Annotated in this window: 21 protein-coding genes; 10 read left to right on the top strand and 11 right to left on the bottom strand. The window is 39.8% G+C overall.

Annotated elements, in window-relative coordinates:
* Nucleotides 1-127 precede the first annotated feature (127 nt).
* From TDE_RS10540 to TDE_RS10530, 3 genes are all read left to right on the top strand, one after another.
* Nucleotides 128-454, top strand: coding sequence for a DUF6922 domain-containing protein (locus TDE_RS10540; RefSeq protein ID WP_002674450.1), 327 nt, complete (start codon nucleotides 128-130; stop codon nucleotides 452-454).
* Nucleotides 409-693 (top strand): nucleotidyl transferase AbiEii/AbiGii toxin family protein, encoded by a 285-nt coding sequence (locus tag TDE_RS10535; protein ID WP_002680083.1) that lies wholly within the window; start codon nucleotides 409-411, stop codon nucleotides 691-693. The genes TDE_RS10540 and TDE_RS10535 overlap by 46 nt, the downstream gene beginning before the upstream one ends.
* Nucleotides 694-792: 99 nt before the next feature.
* Nucleotides 793-2,238, top strand: a complete 1,446-nt coding sequence (locus TDE_RS10530) for an aminoacyl-histidine dipeptidase (RefSeq protein WP_002680081.1) — start codon at nucleotides 793-795, stop codon at nucleotides 2,236-2,238.
* 182 nt (nucleotides 2,239-2,420) lie between these two features.
* Here the strand turns inward: TDE_RS10530 and TDE_RS10525 are convergent, their stop codons facing one another.
* The 6 genes from TDE_RS10525 to TDE_RS10500 all read right to left on the bottom strand — a co-directional run bounded on the left by TDE_RS10525 (nucleotide 2,421) and on the right by TDE_RS10500 (nucleotide 8,590).
* Nucleotides 2,421-3,080, bottom strand: coding sequence for a DUF1361 domain-containing protein (locus tag TDE_RS10525; RefSeq protein WP_002680079.1), 660 nt, complete (start codon nucleotides 3,078-3,080; stop codon nucleotides 2,421-2,423).
* Between the two features lie 62 nt (nucleotides 3,081-3,142).
* Nucleotides 3,143-4,114 carry a metal ABC transporter substrate-binding protein gene (locus TDE_RS10520; RefSeq protein WP_002675665.1) on the bottom strand — a complete coding sequence of 324 codons (972 nt, stop codon included), beginning with the start codon at nucleotides 4,112-4,114 and terminating at the stop codon, nucleotides 3,143-3,145.
* An 85-nt stretch (nucleotides 4,115-4,199) separates the two neighbouring features.
* Nucleotides 4,200-4,607 carry an acyl-CoA thioesterase gene (locus tag TDE_RS10515; protein WP_002680077.1) on the bottom strand — a complete coding sequence of 136 codons (408 nt, stop codon included), beginning with the start codon at nucleotides 4,605-4,607 and terminating at the stop codon, nucleotides 4,200-4,202.
* 245 nt (nucleotides 4,608-4,852) lie between these two features.
* Nucleotides 4,853-5,737, bottom strand: a complete 885-nt coding sequence (locus tag TDE_RS10510) for a 1-acyl-sn-glycerol-3-phosphate acyltransferase (protein ID WP_002680076.1) — start codon at nucleotides 5,735-5,737, stop codon at nucleotides 4,853-4,855.
* Nucleotides 5,738-5,756: 19 nt separating this feature from the next.
* Nucleotides 5,757-6,791, bottom strand: a complete 1,035-nt coding sequence (locus TDE_RS10505; RefSeq protein ID WP_002680074.1) for a hypothetical protein — start codon at nucleotides 6,789-6,791, stop codon at nucleotides 5,757-5,759.
* Nucleotides 6,792-6,802: 11 nt separating this feature from the next.
* Nucleotides 6,803-8,590, bottom strand: coding sequence for a proline--tRNA ligase (locus tag TDE_RS10500; protein ID WP_010957184.1), 1,788 nt, complete (start codon nucleotides 8,588-8,590; stop codon nucleotides 6,803-6,805).
* Between the two features lie 288 nt (nucleotides 8,591-8,878).
* Between TDE_RS10500 and lepB the strand changes: the two genes are divergently transcribed.
* Entirely contained in the window at nucleotides 8,879-10,564 is a 1,686-nt protein-coding gene (lepB, locus tag TDE_RS10495; RefSeq protein ID WP_002680071.1) for a signal peptidase I, read from the top strand.
* Here lepB and TDE_RS10490 read toward each other — a convergent pair.
* Nucleotides 10,553-11,431: an acyl-ACP thioesterase domain-containing protein gene (locus tag TDE_RS10490; RefSeq protein ID WP_164920614.1), complete on the bottom strand. Its 879-nt coding sequence runs from the start codon at nucleotides 11,429-11,431 to the stop codon at nucleotides 10,553-10,555. The two genes, lepB and TDE_RS10490, sit on opposite strands and share 12 nt — an antisense overlap.
* A gap of 118 nt (nucleotides 11,432-11,549) precedes the next feature.
* Between TDE_RS10490 and TDE_RS10485 the strand changes: the two genes are divergently transcribed.
* The 3 genes from TDE_RS10485 (at nucleotide 11,550) to TDE_RS10475 (ending at nucleotide 16,084) form a co-directional block, all read left to right on the top strand.
* Nucleotides 11,550-12,761 (top strand): substrate-binding domain-containing protein, encoded by a 1,212-nt coding sequence (locus TDE_RS10485; protein ID WP_002674469.1) that lies wholly within the window; start codon nucleotides 11,550-11,552, stop codon nucleotides 12,759-12,761.
* 110 nt (nucleotides 12,762-12,871) lie between these two features.
* Nucleotides 12,872-14,365 (top strand): sugar ABC transporter ATP-binding protein, encoded by a 1,494-nt coding sequence (locus TDE_RS10480; protein WP_002680067.1) that lies wholly within the window; start codon nucleotides 12,872-12,874, stop codon nucleotides 14,363-14,365.
* A gap of 24 nt (nucleotides 14,366-14,389) precedes the next feature.
* Nucleotides 14,390-16,084 carry a galactose/methyl galactoside ABC transporter permease MglC gene (locus TDE_RS10475; RefSeq protein WP_002680065.1) on the top strand — a complete coding sequence of 565 codons (1,695 nt, stop codon included), beginning with the start codon at nucleotides 14,390-14,392 and terminating at the stop codon, nucleotides 16,082-16,084.
* Between the two features lie 5 nt (nucleotides 16,085-16,089).
* On the opposite strand, the gene TDE_RS10470 is transcribed toward TDE_RS10475, so the two are convergent.
* Both TDE_RS10470 and TDE_RS10465 read right to left on the bottom strand, forming a co-directional pair.
* Nucleotides 16,090-16,425, bottom strand: coding sequence for a type II toxin-antitoxin system HicB family antitoxin (locus TDE_RS10470; protein WP_002668012.1), 336 nt, complete (start codon nucleotides 16,423-16,425; stop codon nucleotides 16,090-16,092).
* A complete protein-coding gene (locus TDE_RS10465; protein WP_002680062.1) occupies nucleotides 16,418-16,675 on the bottom strand; it encodes a type II toxin-antitoxin system HicA family toxin in 258 nt (85 codons plus the stop codon). The genes TDE_RS10470 and TDE_RS10465 overlap by 8 nt, the downstream gene beginning before the upstream one ends.
* 168 nt (nucleotides 16,676-16,843) lie before the next feature.
* Here TDE_RS10465 and TDE_RS10460 point away from each other — a divergent pair, with 168 nt between their 5' ends.
* From TDE_RS10460 to TDE_RS10450, 3 genes are all read left to right on the top strand, one after another.
* On the top strand, nucleotides 16,844-18,043 hold the full coding sequence (locus TDE_RS10460) for a galactokinase (protein ID WP_002680060.1): 1,200 nt from the start codon (nucleotides 16,844-16,846) through the stop codon (nucleotides 18,041-18,043).
* 165 nt (nucleotides 18,044-18,208) lie between these two features.
* Nucleotides 18,209-18,808, top strand: coding sequence for a hypothetical protein (locus tag TDE_RS10455; RefSeq protein WP_002675657.1), 600 nt, complete (start codon nucleotides 18,209-18,211; stop codon nucleotides 18,806-18,808).
* Between the two features lie 15 nt (nucleotides 18,809-18,823).
* The gene (locus TDE_RS10450) at nucleotides 18,824-20,131 is read left to right on the top strand and encodes a right-handed parallel beta-helix repeat-containing protein (protein WP_002680054.1); all 1,308 of its coding nucleotides are present in this window, start codon (nucleotides 18,824-18,826) and stop codon (nucleotides 20,129-20,131) included.
* 123 nt (nucleotides 20,132-20,254) lie between these two features.
* On the opposite strand, the gene TDE_RS10445 is transcribed toward TDE_RS10450, so the two are convergent.
* The gene (locus TDE_RS10445) at nucleotides 20,255-21,931 is read right to left on the bottom strand and encodes an ATP-grasp domain-containing protein (protein WP_002680053.1); all 1,677 of its coding nucleotides are present in this window, start codon (nucleotides 21,929-21,931) and stop codon (nucleotides 20,255-20,257) included.
* Nucleotides 21,932-21,962: 31 nt separating this feature from the next.
* Entirely contained in the window at nucleotides 21,963-22,742 is a 780-nt protein-coding gene (locus tag TDE_RS10440) for a Nif3-like dinuclear metal center hexameric protein (protein WP_002680051.1), read from the bottom strand.
* Nucleotides 22,743-22,786 lie beyond the last annotated feature (44 nt).

Genomic DNA, 22,786 nt, shown 5'->3' with positions numbered 1-22,786 from the left:
CCGTATTTTTGATAAAACATTTTAGCCCTCACAACTTGCAAAAGTATATCATATCCTAGAATATAAAGCAAGCGGAGAATGGAAAAATGTATACAAATATGCTATAATAAAACTTGGGAGGTATGATATGTTTTTTGCAGATTATGAAACTCACAAAAAAGAACAAATTTCTCAGTCAATTCTCTGGGAATATGATACAAAAGCTCCCGATTGGGATTGGAATATAATGTCAAAAATTGTTGTCGCCCGCGTTTTGGAATACGGCAGACCTGAGGATTATTATGCAATGTTTCAACTTTACGGCGGCTTTGAAAGGGTAAAAAATATTGTTGTACAAATTCCTCACCTTTCCCCAAAAGAATTGAATTGGTCTTGTTTGCTTTTTGATTTAAAAAAGGAAGATTTTTTATGCTGCAAAAGAACACTGTCGAGAAAACTGCATTTGAATTGTTAAGAACGCTCATGCAAGACAGTCAAATGGATCAATTTTTTTTAGTTGGCGGCACTTCTATTGCATTACGTCTTGGACACAGGAAAAGTATTGATTTGGACTTATTTACTCAAAATGATATAGACTTTATACATGAGCCGGTAAACTTAATAGTCGGAAAATTTAATTGGGAACATATTGAAAAGCGTTTGCATGATATGATAAAAAATCCTCAAGAAATATACACAACCTATCCCATATAAATGCGATTAAACTCATAGTCATGCCAGTTATCCTGATTGTTTTTTTTTATATTTTATAATATACTACTAGCCTATAAAATAAATAATTTGGAGGCAATAATGAATCCATTACAGAACACTGAACCTAAGGAAGTATTTAAATGGTTTTACGAAATCTCTCAAGTGCCGAGAGGTTCGGGAAACGAAAGAGCTATTAGCGATTTTCTTGTAAAATTTGCAAAAGATAGAAATCTTGAAGTACATCAAGATAAGGCTATGAATGTTATCATAAAGAAGCCCGGAACTGCCGGCTATGAAAAATCTCCGACAGTTATTATTCAGGGACACATGGATATGGTTTGTGAAAAGGATGCTTCCTCAAATCATGATTTTTTAAAGGATCCTATTAAATTCGTTGTAAAGGGAGAAATGCTCTATGCCGATAAGACAACCCTTGGAGGAGATGACGGTATAGCAGTCGCATACGCTCTTACCGTCCTTGACTCAAAGGATATTCCCCATCCGCCGCTCGAAGTTTTGATTACGACAGAAGAGGAAACAGGGATGGGCGGAGCTATGGCTCTTACCGATGAACACCTGCAAGGAACACGCCTTTTAAATATAGATTCGGAAGAAGAAGGCGTCTTTTTGGTAAGCTGCGCAGGCGGATCCAATATTAATATTTTTTTCGATATAAAGAAAGAAGCAGCCAAGGGAACATTCTTAAAAATCACTGTCGGAGGTCTTCTCGGAGGACATTCGGGTATCGAAATAAACAAGCAGAGAGCCAACTCAATTAAACTTTTGGGAAGAATTCTGTATAACATCAAGCAAAACGAAAAAATCAATATAGTAGAAATTTCAGGCGGTTCAAAACACAATGCTATTGCAAAGGATGCCCATGCTGTTATAGCGGTTGAAAATAAGGAAGCCGTTTTGAAAATTGTCGAAAAACTTGCTGCCGATTTTAAGGGCGAATACAGAGCTGTTGATAAACTTTTAACTGTTACTGCAAATGAAACGCAGAATTCTTCAGGCCAAATGTTTACAAAAGAGCTTACCTTAAATCTAATTGATTTTATGGCAAGTATTCCCAATGGTGTTCAATATATGAGCATGGAGATTCACGGCCTTGTTCAAACAAGTTTAAATAACGGAGTTTTGGAAGAAATTGATGGAAGAATCAAATTTACAACCTCTGTACGAAGCAGTGTAAAGAGTGCCTTGGATGAAATTGTGGACATACTTAGAATCCAAGCCGAGCGCTGCGGAGCCGAATTCAAAAAGGTTTCGGAGTATCCCGCTTGGGAGTACAGTCCCGATTCTCCTGTACGCGATGCTGCCGTCAATGTTTACAAAAAGCTTAACAAAAAAGAACCCGTTATTACGGCCATCCACGCAGGGCTTGAATGCGGTCTTTTAAAGAAAACCCTTCCCAATGTAGATGCTGTAAGTTTCGGGCCCAATTTGTATGATGTTCATACTCCTAACGAACATATGGACATTGCCTCTGTAGAACGTGTATGGAAGTTCTTGCTGGCTTATTTGGCCGAATTAAAGAATTAAAAATAAGGTGTAAAAACTGAGGTCTAATCCGAGGCAGGCTTATTAAAAACTAAAAAGGGGCATGAAGTCATGCCCCTTATGGGAGTTGTGCTTTGAACCGCCTAAGACGGATACTCACATCTCCCTCTTAATATAATTCTAACATAATTATTGCAATTGTCAAGTAAAATAATCCTAAAAATTTAAATTTTTTTCTCGCCAAAGCTCTTGTACGATATATAAAGCAGGTTAAAAAGGGTTCCCAGTAAAAGAATAAAGGCCCATGTTCTTGCATGTATAAAGGGATTCTTTATCGGCAAAAAAAGGTCTGATAGAACGGAACTTAAATTCGTTACAAGATCCCATGAATTCCACCTTAAAAATCTTCCCAGATAGATGCCGAAAGCTGAAAGATATATCGCAAAAATCGAAAAAATTTGCGGATATTTTATATTAAAAAGCTTTTGCATCTTTGCTTCGATAAAATCCAAACTTACGAAGCCGTAAAAAAGACCTGCAAAGCTGTAAGAAAACAACAGGATTAAATCATACCAGCGCATTGTTGAAGCTGCCGTTTTTAGATGGATAAAATCTGTTACAATATAAAGAGCATTGGGAAAAAACAGAAGCCAGATAGTCATAAAAACAATAAAAATTATTTTGTTATTGTTTTTTGATAGGTATAGAGTTGAAGATATAAGCCATGGCACAAAGGCCAAAAATAAGTTCCAGACCAAAAAAAGTAAAAAATAGTTTTCTGCTATAAAAATTCTACATACCGATAAAAAAATACAGAAAAAAGACAAAAACATCAAGGCAAAGGTACTTTTAATTCGGAATATATTTTTAAAGTAATGTCTCATTTATTCTCCAACAAAAAGAGCCGGGCGGTCTTTAAAAAAATCAAAAGACCCGCCCGTTCCTTTTATTTTAAATTTTCATATATGCGCATTAAATTTGTTTTCATGCGTTCAAGATAGCTTTTGTTATCTTCAGGGCTTTCGATTGTGTAAATTTTTTCAACCTTGGCTCCAAGCTCTGTTGCAAGTGTTTTTGAAACAAGGGGGCTTGCCGCTTCTTCCGTAAAGATAACCCTTACATTGTGCTCTCTGCAATATTCGATAAGTTTTGCAAGTTCTTTCGGATTCGGTTCGTTTTCATTAAAGATATCGGTTACGGAATTCTGCTTCAAGTCAAAATCTCTGCAAAGATATCCGAAGGCTGCGTGGCCCGTTACAAAGTGCTTGTTTTTTACTTTAGAAAATTTCTCGATATATTCTTTTAAAAGTTCGTCAAGCTCAGCAATGTATTTACTTGCATTTTCTTTATAGCTTTTTGCATTTGCAGGGTCAGCCGTAGTCAGAGCATTTTCAATATTTTTAACCATAATTTTTGCAGAAGAGAGGCTGAGCCATGTATGAGGATCGAATTCTCCGTGATGGCAATGTTCATGCCCCTTACCGTGTTTGTGCTGCCCGGCACAGGCTTCGCAGTCGCAGTCTTCTCCATGTTCATCATGATTGTGATGACCGGCCTTGATTGCTTCAATTCCGCTGCTAGCCTCGACCATAATCAGCTTTTTGTTGTTGACCGCTTTTACGGCTTCATCAAGCCAAAACTCCATACCCAGACCGTTATAGATTAAAATATCGGCCTTCGATAAAAAAGCAAGGTCTTTAGCTTTGGGCTCAAAGTCGTGAGCTTCCATTCCCGGCGGGATGATAACCGAAATATTAACCTTATCCCCTGCAACTGCCTGAGTCAACTCTTTCATTGCATCGAAGGTAACGGCAACATTTTTTTTGCCGTTATCGGGAATTTCCTTTGCTCCCATCGCAAAGAGATTTACCGATGAAAGAAGAGCAATAAATAAACATGTTTTTAAAATAGATTTCATATAAACTCCATATTTTTTTAAGACGGAATAGAATATAATACCGTGCCGAAATTAAGTCAATAAAAAATAAGCTAAAATTAACTTTTTATGGCTGAAGTTCGGGCTCCAGCCCCGGAACCAAGTATTTTTCGGGTATTTTAACGGGCCGTCCCGTACTGTCCACACAGGCCCAGGTTACCTTTGCTTCAGCACAGACTTTACCTTCTTCATTTTTTATAACCTGCAAAAAGGTTCCGGAAACTTTACCCAAATCTATGTGAGTAACCTCAATGGCCAGTTTATCGTAAAGTTTGGCAGAGTGTTTGTATTTAATATCTATGTGGGATACATAGAGCATGTAGCCTTCTTCAATCATCCCTACATAATCAAAACCTATTTTTTTTAAAAACTGCATTCTGGCATATTCCAGATAGTTTAGGTAAACCGAGTTGTTTACATGATTATAAGCATCAAGCTCGTAGCTTCGAACTTCAACATAAAACGTATGCGTCACAATCTTCTCCTATAAAAACTTTTTGCAGCAAATATCAGAGCCTTTCGGCTCTGTTCTGTAAGGAAATTTTTCATCGTATCCGCTAAAGCGGATAGCGAATCAGCTTGCGAAAAAAGTTTTTTCACGCAGTTTGTTTACAAACTGCATACAATAATGCGATGTTTGCCTGAAAGGCAAACTCGGCAGATAAACAGTGAGGCTGAATTTCTGCCGAACTGTTTATCACACCTCCTATAAAAACTTTTCTATTTTAGCCGTCCGATTTCGTTTGCTTCGTGCATCTTTTCAAGGTCTGCCATTACCTGATCTACTACAGCCTGCTTTTTATCTATGCCTGTAAGGTCTCCATGTTCTGCCTTTATTTTTTCTCTATATTCCTCACAGTTTATGACGGGGCTTGCATCAAAGATGAGTCTATCCTTCCAAACCGTATCCTCAGTCATATCTCCCGAATCCGAAATACGCAAACAGTTTCCGTTGCTTGAAACCAAGAGCATTATATCGGACATTTTAATATAGGAATCTATTTCTTTTACACCTTTTTTTGTTTCGGGTTTTCCGGGGCGGTATCGGGTTCCTGCAGGATATACAAGAATTACCCGGCCTGCTTCCTTTGCTTTTTCAAGTGCCCGCATTGAAGCAAGGTTTATCATTTTGCTCCGTTTTAATTCTTCTGCCAAAACTTCAGGGTCTTTAATCGATTTGATGGAACGGCTGGGATAGATATAAATGCGGTCATAGGCGCTTGCAAAGGCTGCAACATAGGGATTGTCTTCTCCCAGTTTTAGCCCGGCCATTGCGATGCACTTTTCGGCAAGCTCCGTTCCTTTAGTACCGGTTTTTTTCATTAAATTTATAAAGGCCGGATAATCCATATTGCTGTAGTGCTCCGCAAGTATTATGCCTTTTTTTCCCTTATTTACCTCATCTAAAAATTCTTTTAGGTGTTCGGGATGTCTGAATTCTGAATTTTCAAGGGCGAGATCGTCTACCATATCATCAAGAATTTTAGACAGGGCGGGATTTCCCTTTTGTAATACATTTTCGGGCGTAACAGCCGGGTTTTTCATCGTGTGTTTTGCAATTTCAGGTAAAATGTCTTTTACATATTCCATTAAAGTTTGCTGCATTTTGCACCTCCATAAATTTTTAAAATAAGCCGTCAAAATAGTCTTTGTATTTTTGATACGAAGATTTATCGACGGTCAAGCTTACTACCGTATATTTTGAATTTTCTCTTTTTATTACCAATTTAATATCGTGTTTGATGCTCTTTGTTTCAAGATCATAGACGCTGTTTATGATTTTAAATTTTTGTTTTGTTCCTTTTATATCCGTATTTTTTGCAAGAATTTTGGATGCCTTGCCCGAAGACGAAAAGTATTTTATTAAAAAATCTTCTTCTTTACCTTTGGTGTCCGGCCTTGTCTTTAGATCTATTGTGTTTACATTTAAAAAAGCTTCATTTCCCATAAGAAAGGTATTGTCTGCTATCTGCTTCCATTGGCTGTCCAACGAAAGTTTAACTCCGTCAACGGTTTTTGTTTCTTTTTTTGCCTTGGAGTTTAAAACGAATTTGGACTCAAGCGGTTTAGCATCTTCGAGAGGCTTAAAATCAAAAAAAGTTTTTTCGTCCCTGATTTTTCCCATTTCGACCAACTCAAAGGCTTTTTCTTTATTGGAATCTAAAATTTCTTTTACATGAAAAAGGGGAATGTAGGATTGGAATTTTACTTCGCTTTCCCCTCCGAATTGTTCTTCATCTACCGTTTTGGAGCCGGTTTTTATTATAAGGCTTTCAATCAAATTTTGAGACTTCCACGCGTAGAGTTTCGGGAGCATTCCCATAAGATAGTTTATTGCATAGGTGTAGGACGGATCGGTGTTAATACCCGAAATATTGTTTTGGCCTGTAATTACGAATTCTCCGTCTAAAATTTCCCCGCTAAATAGAACTTTTGCAACAGTTCTTCCGTTTGAAGTGTATACAAAACTGCCTATCGTATTATCGTTGTAATATAAAAAGCCGGCCCATGTCGGTTCTTTCCACGAAAGGTCCTGATAGATAAGGTAATCTCCCGATTCCGTTCCCTCCCATGCCGATTTTTCTTCGGCTATGAGCTTAAAACCTTCTGCCGTGAAGAGAAAAAAAAGTAGAAAACCAAAACTTAAAATTTTTTTCATTTAAAAATCCTCTAGTTTAATTTTGCAAGTTCTTCTTTTACGGTTTTTTCAACTAAGTCTACAACCTTGTCTTTATCGACCAAGCTGCTTTCTACCGCCTTTCTAAGCTTAAATTCGATATTGGGAAGATTTTTTTCGCCGACTACAAGCCTTATCGGAATGCCTATAAGGTCCATATCCTTAAACTTAACGCCTGTCCTTTCTTTTCGGTCATCTAAGAGGGCTTCAATTCCTCTTTTTTTGCATTCTTCGTAGAGGCGGTCGGCTTCCTTTTGCATTTCTCCCTCGTATTTTATGGGGACTATAGCAACTTGGAAGGGGGCGATACTCATTGGCCAGATTATTCCGTCTTCATCATGGTGTTCTTCGACAATTGAAGCTGTAAGCCGATCAAGACCTATGCCGTAGCAGCCCATGGAAGGGTGCTGTTGTTTTCCGTTTTCATCGAGATAGGTCATATTCATAGCCTTCGTATATTTGTATCCCAGCTTAAAGATATGCCCGAGTTCATTTCCTTTTTTTGTGTAAAGGGCGGTGCCGCAAACCGCGCACTTATCTCCGGCCCTTACCGTGCGGAGGTCAAAGACATGGGCGGGGGTAAAATCCCTTGAAGGCTCCACATGGAGGAGGTGTTTGTCCTTTTTTAAGGCTCCGGTTACCGCATCGTGCATGAGCATAACGCTTTCATCTGCAATGACCGGAATATTTTTTAAGCCTACAGGGCCTGCAAAGCCGACAATCGTTCCTGTAGCTTCTTCAACTTCAGTATCGCTTGCAAGGATTGCGTCCGAGGCTTTAAGGGAGGACTTTAACTTGGCTTCGTTTACTTCCAAGTCGCCCCTTATGCAGACTGCAATTAAAACTGTTTTATTTTCGTTTTTTGCAGCTTTTTTGCCATTTTCGGCATTGCCTAATATCTCGGAATTTTCTACTCGGTAAATCAAGGTTTTTATAAAAGAAGAACTTTCAGTCTTTAAAAAGGCTGTAAGGTCTTCTATTGTTTTTACATTGGGAGTGTCAATTTCTTCTATAGATAAGGCTGAACCTTGGGGCATATTGCCGTTTCCTTGTTCCTTATCGGGTGCGCAGGCTGCCTTTTCTTCGTTCGCTGCATAACCGCAAGATGGACAGAGCAATAGGGTGTCGTCCCCAACCGAAGATTCTACCATGAACTCCTGAGAACCGCTTCCTCCCATAGCACCTGAGTCGGCTTTTACTCCTATTACCGTAAGGCCGCAGCGCTTAAAAATCTTTATATAGGCCTTTTCAAAACTTAGATAGGCTTCGTCTAAACTTTTATCGTTTGTATGGAAAGAGTAAGCGTCCTTCATCGTAAATTCGCGGGTTCTCATAAGCCCGTATCGCGGCCGGATTTCATCCCGGTATTTTGTGTTAATCTGATAGGTTAAGAGCGGGTAGTTTTTATAGGAGGATAATTCGTTTTTTAAAAGGGCTGTAAAGGCTTCTTCAGCAGTGGGGCTTACAACCAATTCTTGGTTTAAGCGGTTTTTAATACGCAAAAGTTCAGGGCCCATCGAGTCCCATCTTCCCGATTCCTGCCAAATTTCACCCGGAACAATTACGGGAGGCTTAAATTCGAGACAGCCTATTGCATCCATTTCTTCTCTGATAATTTTTTCTACCTTTCTAAAGGCTTTTAAGCCGAGGGGCAAATAGGCAAAAAGCCCGTTAGCCAAATTTCTTATCATTCCTGCCCGCAAAAGCAGCTTATGACTTTCAACAACAGCCTCATTCGGGATTTCTCGTAAGGTAGGCATATACATCTGCGTCATCTTCATAATTATTTCTCCAATAAAGATAAACAGTGAGGCAGAATTTCTGCCGAGCTGTTTATCGAAACTCCAATAAAAACTTTTTAAGGCATTTATTGTACCCATTTTGCTTAAAAAAATCTATAGGCCGGATTTTTTTAAACTGTACATTAAAATGCACGAACTCTAGCATAAAATACAAAAAAGTGATATACTCTGTTGCTTATGGGCCTTGTTTTTGTTTAGATAGCAATAAGGCTGCTTTTAAAAGCTGATGTTTTTATAAGCTGTTTATATAAATTACTAGGAGTTTTCATGTCTATCCTTTTTTATGCAGAACCGGTTTTAAGTTTTTTATTTTCAATTTTACTAATTATAAAAAATGCCTCAAGTATTGCTGTGATTGCAGTGGTCTTAGGTGCGGCTTATTCTCTTTGGACGGCTTTTTGTATATTTTCTTTTTTTAAAAAGAAGATCGTGAGAGACATGTTCATAATGCGTAAAACTATGGAATATGTGCCGTATATTTTTATGGCCTGCTTTATTATATCCAAGGCTGTTCAAGCCGAACAGGATAGGTCTGTGCTTGATGCAATTTTAGCCGTCTATTGGTTTGCCTTAGTTATTTATAATAGAGTGCTTTTGTTTAGATTAAAGGATAAGAGGCTTCCTAAGTATTTCCCGGAATTGCCCGCGATACCTAAGAAAAAGCGTTCTCTTATTTCGGAAATTTTGGATTGGGTCGATTCCATCTTGCAGGCTGCCTGTGTAGTTCTCCTTTTTACCGTTTTTGTTTTGCAGCTCTATGTTATTCCTTCGGAATCTATGGTTCAGCAGTTTATGATAGGGGACAGGGTCGCAGGCTTTAAAGTTGCTGCAGGGCCGACCTTTCCTCTTTCTTCATTCCGATTTCCTCAAATTTATAATTATAAGAGGGGAGATGTGGTTATAATCCGTAATCCTCATTATGAAGATGACCCGAATAACGAGCTTAAATTTTTTACTTCCCAGCTGGTGCAGTACCTAACCCTCACTATGGTCAACATCAACAAAGATGAAAATGGAAAGATCAAGGCTGACCCCTTGGTAAAAAGGATTGTGGGCCTAAGCGGAGAAAAGTTAATGCTTGTAGACGGAGTGCTCTACATAAAAAAAGCCGGAGAAAAGGATTTTAAGGTCTTTGATGAAAGTGCCTATGCCGTTTGGGATCTGTCCAAGCTGCCTCAGTCAAGCTTAAAATATGTAAAAGATGTAAAAATGAATACCGAAGATTTAAACCGCCTTCAATCGGTAGAGGCTTGGCGGGCAAAGGTCGATTTTGATGAGGCCGAAAAGGAAGCCCTCGCCCTTATTAAAAAGATGAAAGAAATAAAGGCTAAGCCCGATAAGGTATTTTCGGCCAAGGACTTTTTAAACAAGGGGCAGTACCTTGTTATTCAAATGGCAAGAGATAATGAAGCCATAGCCTCAAAGATTTTGACGACGGACGGCGGGCTTATGTGGTTTGAAAACTTTTTAACTTCATGGAAAAAATCTGCCGAAAAAAATTCCTACAACTTATATGAGATGAGAAATGCTCAACTCAATGTTCTTATTAAACTCGGATTTGGAAAGCTCCTTGTACGGAATGCCGAACTTTATAAGGCCAATGTCAGCGATGCGGTTTTTTCTTCGGATGCGGAACGCCAAGCTATTATAAACGAACTTGGTGAATACCTCTACTATTTAGCCCTCTCATCTCAAAGAAATATGGATGAATTTCCCAAGGGAGAAGAAGAGTACATCCCCGAAAACTGCTACTTTATGATGGGAGATAACCGCTTTAATTCCACGGATATGAGGCATGAATATCAATACCACTTGGAAGCCCTTAACAAGGATGATGCCATGTCGATGATGTTTGTAACAAATGTAGCACCGCGCTATATTCATTCTTCAAGGATGCTCGGAACGGTAAATCTAATTCTTTTTCCCAGAGCCCGTTTCGGTTTAGTCAGATAAATTTAGTGTTCGGGAAAGAGCCTTTTCGTCAGCCCATTCGGAGCGTGCTTTAAATACCTCGCTTTCGTCTTTTGCTCTTATTATGGAATGAATGCAGATATTTTCCGATCGGCTTGATCTGCATATAAGCTCTTCTCCGTACATGGCCGATGAAACAAAATTGGTATCAAGGGTCTTTAATAATTTTCCCTTACAAAAGTCTGCATCCATGTATGACAGAATCCATCTTAAATAGTTTAAATTGTTTACATGAGAATTCATGTCTATGTCCAAAAGGGTAGGACGGAATCTTTCTTCTGTATCCCATTTTTCGCATGCAGGAATTTTTGCAAATACCTTGCCTTCCATGTGATCTTCATTAAAGGCTAAATTTCCCATAGTTTTTTCATCCGGCTTTACAGGCTGTCCTGTTTCTGAGTTCAATATTACCCAACAAGAACTTGCACGAAAGATAGGTTGTTTAAGCTCCTTAAATCCTTCTTCTATAGATAAGCTTTTTTCTCTTCCTTCTTCGATACGGCATTTTTCTTCAAAAGCCTCATCGATAGAAGTTTTTTTTCCGTTTTTTGCATAAAAGAAGGCGAAATCCCTAAAGCAAAAAAAGCCCTTAGGCGGCTGAGCCCAAGTTTGAACGATTAAATCATCCATCCAAAGAGGGTATTCGGTAATTTCAAAATGCTGTTTTGTGATAACCCATGTTAAGCCCATTTTTTGCAAATGCGGAACGGAAAGGCCTGTCGTGCTGTAATGACCTGCCGCCAATTCCTGCATCAAAATCGCAAATTCCATGGGTGTAGCCCTGCATTTTCCGTCTATGTTTCCTGTAAGCACCTTATGGCGTATAGTGTATTTATTGTCGATAATCATAGACTGATTATAGCAGTTTTTCAAAATTGTTTCTAGGTAAAGGATTTAAGGCTATGTAGACATATTTTATAAAATATAATATACTTATTTAAAATTATATTTTAGGAGGTGCGTATTTATGAGATCTTTTTCTAAATTTGCACAAATTGTTTTTTTTGGGCTTCTTATTGTGTCGGCTATTTTTGTTGTAAGCTGCGGCGGAAGCGGAAATGCAGTTCTTAACAAGGATAAACCTCTCGTCTTTTTTAATAGACAACCTTCAGACCCGACAACAGGAGAAATCGATATGACCTCTATGAACTGGAACGACAAGACCTATTATGTAGGTTTTGATGCTGCAGGCGGCGGCGCAGTTCAGGGAAAACTTATTACTGATTTTCTTGTATCGGCAGAAACTTCACTTGACAGAAACGGCGACGGTATTATCGGTTATGTTCTTTGCATCGGTGACGTAGGCCACAACGATTCAAAGGCTAGAACTGAGGGTATTCGAAAGGCTTTGGGAACTTGGGCAGGTTCTACCGACCCCGGTAAAACAAAGCAGGGCTCAATTACAATCGCAGGAAAAACCTTCGATGTTGTAGAGCTTGAAGGAAAGGCTATGACAGGAACCGACGGTTCTACATGGAATGCCAATGCTGCAACAGAGGCCATGGGCGGATGGGCAACAAAGTTTGCCGATCAGATCGATATGGTTGTTTCAAACAATGACGGTATGGCAATGGGCTGTTTACAGGCCTCAAACTATCCTGCAGGTGTTCCGATTTTCGGATATGATGCAAACGCAGATGCTATCGAAGCTGTAGGCAAGGGCCTTCTTACCGGTACGGTTTCTCAGAACGTTGATGCTCAGGCAACAGCAACCTTACAGGTTTTGCGCAACCTGCTCGACGGTTTAACCGGAACAGACGTATACACCAAGGGTATCACGGCTGAAGATTCTTACGGCAATAAAATTTCGGCTCCTGTTCAGTACTGGGCTGATGTAAAAGCTGTTATGGCTGCAAACTCAGGTGTTACAAAGGCCAACTATGAGAACTACCTCGGCGGAACAAGGGATGCCGGAATTAAGCAGACAAATGCTCCCAAAAAGAAGGTTCTTTTAACAATTTATAACTCAGGCGACAACTTCCTTTCTTCTTCATACCTGCCTGCATTAAAATACTATGCTCCTCTTTTGAACATTGAATTGACAATCGTTCAGGGAGACGGACAAAACGAATCAAGCTGTTTGGATAAATTTACAAACCTAAACAACTTTGATGCCTTTGCCGTAAACATGGTTAAAACGAACTCAGGTTCAAACTACACCGACAAGTTAAAGTATTAATGAATCTTAAATTTAAGATTGCCATTAATCTTTGATGGTTTTTAAGGTGGGAGTTTTCTTCCCGCCTTAAAATCAAAACAGGCGGCTTTTAAAGGAGTGTGATCTTTGGGATGAGTGATGTAGTTCTTGAAATAAAGAACCTTTCAAAATCTTTCGGAAAGAATAAGGTTTTGGACGGTATAAATCTGACTGTAAGACAAGGCTCCGTAATGGGACTCATGGGCGAAAACGGAGCAGGAAAATCTACCATGATGAAGTGCCTTTTCGGTATATATACACGGGATGAGGGCGCCATTTCTTTATTAAATAAATCGATCGAATTTAAAAATCCTAAAGAAGCTCTTGAAAGCGGAGTTGCTATGGTTCATCAAGAACTGAATCTTTGTCTTGACAGAACCGTTACAGATAATTTATTTTTAGGACGCTATCCGACCAACTTCGGGATTGTTGACGAAATAAAAATGTTTGAATCTGCAAGCTCTCTTTTTTCTTCGCTCAATATGAATGTCAATCCCAAAACAATAATGCGTACCATGTCCGTTTCGCAGCGGCAGATGGTTGAAATAGCAAAGGCTGTTTCCTACAACGCAAAGCTCATCGTATTGGATGAGCCGACCTCTTCTTTAACCGAGAGGGAGGTAAAAAAACTTTTTTCGATAATAAGAGCCTTACAAAAAAAAGGCGTTTCATTTATTTATATTTCGCATAAGATGGATGAGGTTTTTGAGGTTTGCGATGAGGTCGCCGTTTTACGGGACGGTAAGATGATTCTTTCAAAGCCCGTAGCCGGAACAAATATGAACGAAATTATTTCGGCCATGGTAGGCCGCTCTCTGGATAAGCGTTTCCCCGATGTGGATAATGTCCCCGGAGAAGATTTTTTAAAAATAGAAAACTTAAAAACAAAATATGCTCCCGTGCTTGAAGATATTTCCTTTACCGTAAGGAAGGGAGAAATCTTAGGCCTTTACGGGCTTGTAGGGGCAGGGAGGAGTGAGCTTTTGGAAGCCCTCTTCGGTATCCGCACTATAGAATCCGGGAGCATAAGTATAAACGATAAATATCTTAAATTTAAGAGCAGTAAAGAGGCCATGGCTCATGGCTTTGCTCTGTTGACCGAAGAGCGTAAACTAAACGGGATGTTCGGCAAGGATACAATAGAATTTAACACGGTAATTACCAATTTGAATAATTATAAAACCATCGGCGTCTTGTCAAAGCGTAAAATACGGGAGGCCGCAAACAGGGAAATTGAAACTATGAGGACGAGGTGCCTTTCGGCTGATCAGGGTATTTCGGCTTTGAGCGGAGGAAATCAGCAAAAGGTTATAATAGGAAAATGGCTGGAGCGTTCACCCGATGTGTTTTTGATGGATGAGCCTACCCGCGGTATCGATGTAGGGGCCAAATATGAAATATATCAGCTCATTATTAAGATGGCAAAAGAGGGAAAAACCATAATAGTTGTTTCGAGCGAGATGCCCGAAATTTTAGGTATCACGAACCGCATAGCCGTCATGTCCAACCGTCGCCTTGCTGGTATCGTAAACACAAAAGAAACCGATCAGGAAACTCTGCTCAGGCTTTCGGCTAAGTATTTGTAGGAACTATTTTAAGGAGTATGTTGTATGGAAAATAAGAACAATGAAAAAATAGATTTTAGTTTTTTTAACGAAGATGCAAAACTTGCCGACTACGGCAAGGCTCTTCAAGAGCTTCGTAAGGACGGTGTCGATAAAATAGCTTCTTTAAAAAATCATATCTATGCTCTTAAAAAGAACCGCCTGATAGACGATGCCGTAAAAATTTCTTCTATTGAAGAATATAAAAAAGAAATTGAAGAAGCAAAGAAAACGGCTCTTGAAAACAAGGATGCCGAAAAGAAACTTGCAGCCGAGGCTGTTGCTTATTCAAATAAGCTCTTTAACGATAATATAAGGGATTTTATAAAGTCGGAAAATCAAAAGCAAAAACAGTATAAGATTGATTATGAAAATCAAATATCTTCCATTATGCAGGAAAACGAAGCTGCAAAAAAAGAGGCCTATGACGAGTTTGCCGAAACAAAGGATTCTGCCGAGCTTAACCGCAAGCTCAATGTTTTAAAGTTTCAGCTTAATTCTTCTTTTGCTGAGGCAAAGAACAAATACAGGGATGCCGTTGCTGCCTCTAAAGAAGCAAAAAATCAAGCCTACATAGATCATGTTCAAAAAAATATTTCTTTAAGAAACGGAAGAACAAATCTTAAAGAAAATATGGTTTTAAATTTTAAGGATTATATTTACAAGTTTAAGCTTTCAAGTTTTTTATTGAGTAACGGTCTTTATCTTGCAATTTTGGTTTTCTTCATTATCTGTATAATTGTAGCCCCCCTATCGGGAAACGGAAATCTTCTATCTCTTCCCAATATCTTTACAATTTTGGAGCAGGCTTCAACCAGAATGTTTTATGCTCTCGGCGTTGCAGGGCTTATTCTTTTGGCCGGTACGGACTTGAGTATAGGAAGAATGGTTGCCCTCGGTTCGGTTATTACAGGTTTGATTTTACATCCGGGGCTTAACATAGTAACCTTTTTCGGTCTCGGCCCTTGGGATTTTACGGCCATGCCCATGGTTTGGCGCTTGATTCTTTCGCTTGGGCTTTCAATATTGCTTTGCGTTTTATTTAGTGCCTTTGCCGGCGTTTTTTCGGCTCGGCTTAAGATTCATCCCTTTATTTCAACCCTTGCAACTCAGTTAATTATCTACGGCCTTTTATTCTTCGGTACCAGCGGAACTCCCGTAGGTTCAATCGACAATGAGGTAAAGGACTTGCTCGGCGGACGGTGGATTTTGGGAATTGTGAATAACGAGATGATTACTCTTCCTAAGCTCATAATTCCTGCCTTAATTGCGATTGTAATAGCATGGTTTATTTGGAATAAGACCGTATTCGGAAAGAACATGTATGCCGTAGGAGGAAACTCTGAGGCTGCTGCCGTCAGCGGTATAAGCGTTTTTAAGGTTACTATGGGCGTTTTTATTATGGCGGGAGTATTTTACGGTGTGGGCTCCTTCCTCGAAGCCTTTAGGGCTAATGCAAGTGCGGGAACGGGGCAGGGCTACGAACTTGATGCCATTGCCGCCTGCGTAGTCGGAGGCATCTCCTTTAACGGAGGTATAGGAAAAATAAGCGGTGCCGTAATAGGTGTTATTATCTTTACAAGCCTTACCTACTGCCTGACCTTTTTAGGAATAGACACCAACTTGCAATTTGTATTTAAGGGCTTCATCATCATTGCCGCCGTTGCCTTGGACAGTGTAAAATACCTAAAGAAGAAATAGGATTATTATATTCCGGTAGATGCTAATTCATGTTGTAATGCTTTTTCAACAAAAGTATTTAAAGAAAGATTTAAGCTTTTTGCGTTGATTGCTATTTTTTTATGAAGCTCCGGTGATATGCGTATATTGAATTTTCCCGAATATGGTTTTTCGGGTTCTATATTTTCTTCTCGGCACCAGTTGATGTAATCATCGACAGAGTCAATAAAGGCTTTTTCTATTTCTGCTACGCTTGTACCCTGGAATGTAATAACATCACGTGTATTTATGACATCTCCATGTAAAATTTTTGCTTCCGGATCGTATTCTATTTTTCCGATATATCCCTTATATTCAATCATTTTCTACTCCTGCATTTTCTAAAAATCGTCTAACCGAATTAACAGCTCCCTTATCTGTAATTTTTTCAGGATGCGGTCTATGAAAAACAGCCCGTGTATTATTCAATTTTACCCTTATTCGAGAGCCTGCTCCCTCAGAAATTTCCGCACCTAATGAAATAAATAGGCTTTCGATATCGGTCCAAAAAATATCTGCAGGAACAGGTCGTTTATATATGTTCTCAAGTGTTTTTTTATTCTTTGTATTCACTAATTTATAGTACCACTTTTAGGTACTATTGTCAATGTTTTTTATATACTGATGACGGTTTTTCCAAACTCTAAGAATTATGTTAAATCTAAACCTATCGACAAAGCGTTTTTTTTAATATAGAATTGTTAATTATATGGAAAGGCTTTGAGCCTTAGGAGGGAGACTTTGAACTTAAAACAAGATACAGCCTTAGAGGCCTTAAAAGATACTTTCATTTCTTTTTACGGTAATTCGGAAGAAAAAATTATTTTTGCAGCCTCTCCTGCACGGATAAATATAATAGGTGAACATATAGATTATAACGGAGGCCTTGTGCTGCCCGCTGCGGTTAATTTATATTTAAGGATTGCCCTGCGCAAAAGAAAGGATAAAAAAATACTTTACCGCTCGATGAAGACGGAAAAAATTTTTGAATTTGAGCTTGATGGAAATTTGGGCTTTGATAAAGAAAATGATTTTGCAAACTATTTAAACGGCATGTTTTTGTTTTTAAAAGAAAGAGGTTTGAAGGCTGATACGGGATTTGAGCTTTTAATTACAAGCGATATTCCGCAAGGGAGCGGCATTTCTTCTTCGGCGGCCTTGGAACTTTGTTTCGGCAAAATTATTTCTCATGCCTTCGGTTTTGAGCTTGACGGCATTGAGTTTGCAAAAATCGGCCGACGGGTCGAAAACGAATTCTTAGGTCTTAAATCCGGAATTATGGATCAGTTCGCTATTGCCATGGGTAAAAAAAATCAGGCCATTCTTTTAGATACATCTTCCTTGAACTATGAGTACATTCCTCTTGAAACCGAGCCCTACCGAATTGTAATCATGAATTCCAATAAGCCCCGTAAATTGACGGAATCAAAATATAATGAAAGAAAGGAAGAATGTGAAAAAGCTCTTGCCTTTTTACAGAAAAAAACGGACATAGATTTTTTATGCGATCTAAGCGTTTCCGATTTTGAAAAATTGGAAGAAGATCTGATTTCCAATTTGGGAGAAAAACTTTTCCGCAGGGTAAGGCATTGCGTTACCGAAATGGACAGGGTAAGGCGGAGTGCGGAAGCATTAAAAAATAAGGACTTAAAACTTTTAGGCGCTTCCTTAAACCAATCTCATCTTTCGCTAAAAGACGATTATGAAGTTACCGGAAAAGAACTGGATGCTCTTTTCTTTGCAGCCATAAAAGAAAAAAGCTGTATCGGTGCCAGAATGACAGGTGCGGGTTTTTCGGGCTGTGCGATTGCCATTGTACACAAGGACGGCTTTGAAGAATTTGCCGAAAGAGTAGGGAAGGCCTACACTGAAAATACCGGCTTTACCGCTTCATTTTTTGCCTGCCAAGCCTCAGACGGAGTGTCCGTTATTTCGATTTAAACAGTGCTATTTACACCGCTTAAAATAAATACTCCAAAAAGCAAAGAAACAAAAAAACTCCACGAAAGATTGAAATTTGCGGGGAAACGGGGTATACTGTATAGTAATGCATGTGTAACCGGTAATTCAATTACGCATGAAAAAAACATTTATAAGGAGATTATAATGAAAACAAACAGGAAAACAAGAGCTGCGGTGCTTATCACAGCTGCACTGATTGTACTGCTCTTCTCGGGCTGTGCTTTTTTGGAGGGGATGGCTGCTTCACCGGATAGGCCGTCAAGGTCTCTTTCTGTAGGCGATAGAGTGGGAGACAAGACTATCGTATGGGAAAATACAGGTGCAGGTTCATGGAAGTTCCTTGCGATGGGAACCCCATCCGAGCCGATGCCATGGGATCTTGATAGCTCACGGCATATAAGCATAAAGAATCTATCCTCAGGTATGGGGGACGGAAAAGAGAACAGTATTTTCTTAAAAAGAGAATTCGAATCGAACGGTTCCAAAACTCATACGGTAAAGAATAGCGCTGTTATGTACTGCATTTCACGAGGAGGCTGGCTCCCCTCACGGGACGAGGCCGAAAAGATAGCTCAATTTACCAGCAAAGACTTTTGGACATCCCACTGTGAAGCAAGCTCGAAGGCTTATTATTACAGCCCGCTTCAAAGAGGTCTTCAATCAAAATGGCGAAACGACCGCGAGCCGGTTGTTGCTATCCCTGTGTACTATCTTGACGCACAAGGAAATGTAACCGAGCCTTAATAAGGAAATTACAAAATGAAAAAAGGAATAATAACCTGTTTACTGGCTGTTCTCGTTTTAGCAAACCTAACAGCTGCGGAATACTACGTTTCAAAAGAAACCGGTAAGAACGGAAATGCGGGTACAAAAGATGCTCCGTTTAAGAACATCGAGAAGGCTGTCGAAAAGGTTCAGCCCGGTGATAAAATCTACGTTGCCGAAGGCAATTACTACGGCGTTCGCGACAAGGGTTTTATCATGATACAAAAAGCAGTCGAAATTTATGGCGGATATTCCAAAGACTTTTCCAAACGGGATGTTTTAAAATACCGCACTCTTGTTATGCCGCCGGCCTCCTCAAACGGAACAGGCAGAGCCAACAAGGCAATGGAGTTCGACATTAAAAACGGTGAAGGTAAAAAACTCGTAATTGACGGTATCATCTTCGATAAAGGACTTTCAAACGGGTATCATCCCACAAAGGGTAAGCCTCAGGGTGTGGAAACCGGTATGCTTGTTTTACCGCCGGGTCAAGGTGTGAATGGTAATGAAAAATCCATTACAACAGAAAAGGCAATATTCGGCGGAAGTATCATGAAGTGCGATGTACTTATTCAAAATTGTGTGTTTAACAACGCTTCCAATTTTGCCATTCAGTTTGGAGGAACAGGCAATGTTAAAATTTTGAATAATGTATTTACTGCAAATGCAATGGCTGCCTGTGAAATATGGGGGAAAGAAAATAAACCGAATGCCATAACGGTGGAGTTCGCATATAACACGGTACTGTTTACTTGGCCTCGTACTCATGCCTTTGAAGACATGGGCTACGGTTTCCGCGTTATGACAAAGGTTGAGGTAAATATACACCACAATATTATTGGGCTGTCTTGTCTTTCTGCAGTAGACCGTTGCCGTATTGATAGTCCCGCTTCAATGGAAAATGGACGAAAGGTGCTTATGGACAACAACCGCTTTTTTATGAATAAACAGGCGGATGTAACCCTGCCGGGATTAGGAACCTTCGAGTACGTATGGGTAAAAGACTTTGACGATCTTGACCGTTTTAACAGTGCAGAAGGCAATGAAGAGTTAAAAGACATTGCTTCGCTTAAAAATGTGTTAAATAAGGCTTATTTGGCAGGTTTTTTGAATGCTACTTATAAAGAAAAGACAGACTATGACCCGAATTCTCCTGCCAATGAGTTCAGGCGTGCAATGGGGATGAACCAAACGATGACTGTCCAATCTGATGTGTCTATGTTCGCAAACAAATATCCTCAAGATGATGCCGTAAAACTGTTCGGTGCAGTAAAAGGCTTCGGTGCACAAGCGATTAAGTAATTTAGTTTACCGTTGTACGTTCTGTACAACGGTATCTTCACAGGATTTGCCGCCTCTCGGCCGGCAAATCCGCCGTGCCCTTCATAGAAATTAAAAATCTACCATTCTTTGAGCTTGTTCCGATTAATCATTTAATTCGGTATCAAGATAATAGATGAGCCCCTGGCGGCTGCCGCGTATAAAATACTTCCACCACAAAACAAGATTCTGGTTTAAAGGCTCCCCTATATTTTGGAGTCTGAGCATCTTTTCTTTTAACTTCGGTTCAAGGAAAAAGGCGTGCCTTATTGCTTCCCGAATAGAAAGGCCGTGCACATCCAAGGCTCTATCTAAAAAATCCTTAAAAAACGAAGGATAAAGAATTTTATCTTCTTCCATCAAAATGGAATTTTTTAATAGCTCATCGAAAGCCTTGTTTTTAATTTTCTTTGTGCTGTCGTCTTCAGGGAATTTAAAAAAGTTCGGAGGATAATTACCCTGCACGGCTATCGAAGAATTTGTCTTTTCAAAAAAAAGATTCGTTTTGTTGTATGCTCTTTCAAGCCGCAAAAATATTTTTTGTACGGCTTCCATGCTCGCCTTAACTGCCTCATCATAGCTTTCCGCAGAGCTTAGGACATTGCCGCATTTTTCTACATTGTTTTTAGGAAAGACCGCTTCATCTTTTTCAAAAAGGCGGGGCAAAACATCTTTTACGTTTTTTGTGCTCCTTGCTTCTTCAAGCCCGTATATTTTTTTTATGATGCCCGGCACCGAAATCCAAGCTCGTTCAGCGCTAAAGTGAGCGGCTCTGTCAGCACTAAAACGAGCGGCTTCGTATTTTGGAAGTTCATCTACAGGTTCGCCTAAGGCTATTTTGACGGCGGCCTTAGTTACGTCAAAACCCGAAGAATAGGGAACCGTCCAGCCCGACATGTAGCCCCCTGAAAGGCGGGCTGCGATTTCTCCAACACAGGCAGTCCGTTTGCCGTTTTTTTGGGGATCGGCTTTCCTTAAAAAGATGTCTCCCTTGGCTGCCCCATTTGTAAGCCCTAAGGCTTTTATTCCGAGGAAAAAAACTCTTATAAGCTCATCACATTCTTCCTTGCTCTTAATCGACGGAATCGTGTGTCCCATCTCGACAAAGTAGGGCGGAAAAAAAATATGCCTGTCTGCGAGGGCGTTTAAAAAAATCTCTCCGTTTATAACTAGGGCTTCAAGGGAAAACTCTTCACCCTCGATGAACTCCTCGGCTATAGCCTTGCCGCTCCGCGAAAAGTTTACCGCATCTTCTAGGGCAGGTCTTAATTCATCTTGGGAATAGACCAAGCGGCAGCCCCGCGCTCCCATGTTGTCGGCTGGCTTTACCGTAATAGGGAATGGAATGGCTTTTTGTTTTAAAATTTGAAGAGCCTCATCTATTTCGTTTTTAAAAATATGGGTAAACTTAGGAGAAGGAACGCCGTGCTTTTCAAAGCACTCCCTCATTAAAACCTTATCGCTTGCACGGCGGGCGGCTTCCAAACTGTGCCCGGGAAGAGAACAGCTTTCTGCAATGGCTGCAACCGATACGGAAAAGTCCGTAGCTGCGGTAAAGACTCCGTGTAAGCCCTTTTCTTTTAAGTTTTTTGCAAGGTCTATGAGGGCGGGAATATCCTTTAAATCTATCGGAAAAAACTTGTCGGCTTCTTTTGCACAAACCGCATTCGGGTTTCCGTCTACGGCAATGACCTCGCAGCCCAGCTCTTTTGCGGCCCTTATTGCGGGCCCCTGCATGAGACCCGCTCCTAAAATTAAAATACGCTTTTTATTTTCTTTCATATTTCGGTTAAACTCATCTTAATCTAAAAATTTAAAAGCCTGTCGGAATATCTATAAAACAGGTTTCAAGGTTTGTATCAAGTTCAAGCTTTTTTGCAACCAACTGAACGCCTACAGTTTCCGTTTGATAATGGCCTCCGGCAATTACATTTATTCTGTTTTCGAGGGCATTGTGATAGGTAATGTGCTCAATCTCTCCCGTTATGTATAGGTCAAGTCCTAAGGCTATTGCATCATCTATTTCCGAAGCGGCTCCGCCCGAAATAATTCCGATTGTTTTAATTTTTTTAGGCCCGAAAGGAAGGATGTTTGCAGGTTTTTCCCCTTGGGGAAAAAGTTTATTTATAATTTCGTCTAGTTCCAAGCCTTCTTCGGAGCCTTCTTTTAAAGGAAGGCTGCCGTAAAAGCCTATGTTAAGCCCCCTGTACATGCCAAACTCTTTTAAGTTTTCAAGTTCAAGGCGGCGGGCAAGACCGATGTTGTTCCCATAAAGGGGATGGGCATCGAGGGGAAGGTGAACGGCATAGAGCACTATGTCATTATCCAAAAGAGCCTTTATTCTATGATAATGATTTCCCATAATCCGTAAGGAGCGGCTCCAAAAAAGGCCATGGTGTACAAAAAGCATGTCGGCTTTCCGCTCGGCTGCTTCTTTTATGGATTGAAGACAGGCATCCACCGCGAAAGCAACCTTTTTTATTTCTTTTCCGCTGTTTTGTACCTGAACGCCGTTTTGCGATAAATCTTGAGCCGCAAAAGCATCTATGTTTAACAGCTCGGTAAAATAAAGATCAAGCTCTTTTAGTTTCATTATAATCCCCCCGCAAAAAAACTTTTTAAAGATTATACTTTAGA

Origin of the sequence: Treponema denticola ATCC 35405 (genome assembly GCF_000008185.1) — a bacterium.
Taxonomy (GTDB): Bacteria; Spirochaetota; Spirochaetia; order Treponematales; family Treponemataceae; genus Treponema_B; species Treponema_B denticola.
This window is presented reverse-complemented; position numbering and strand designations above follow the sequence as displayed.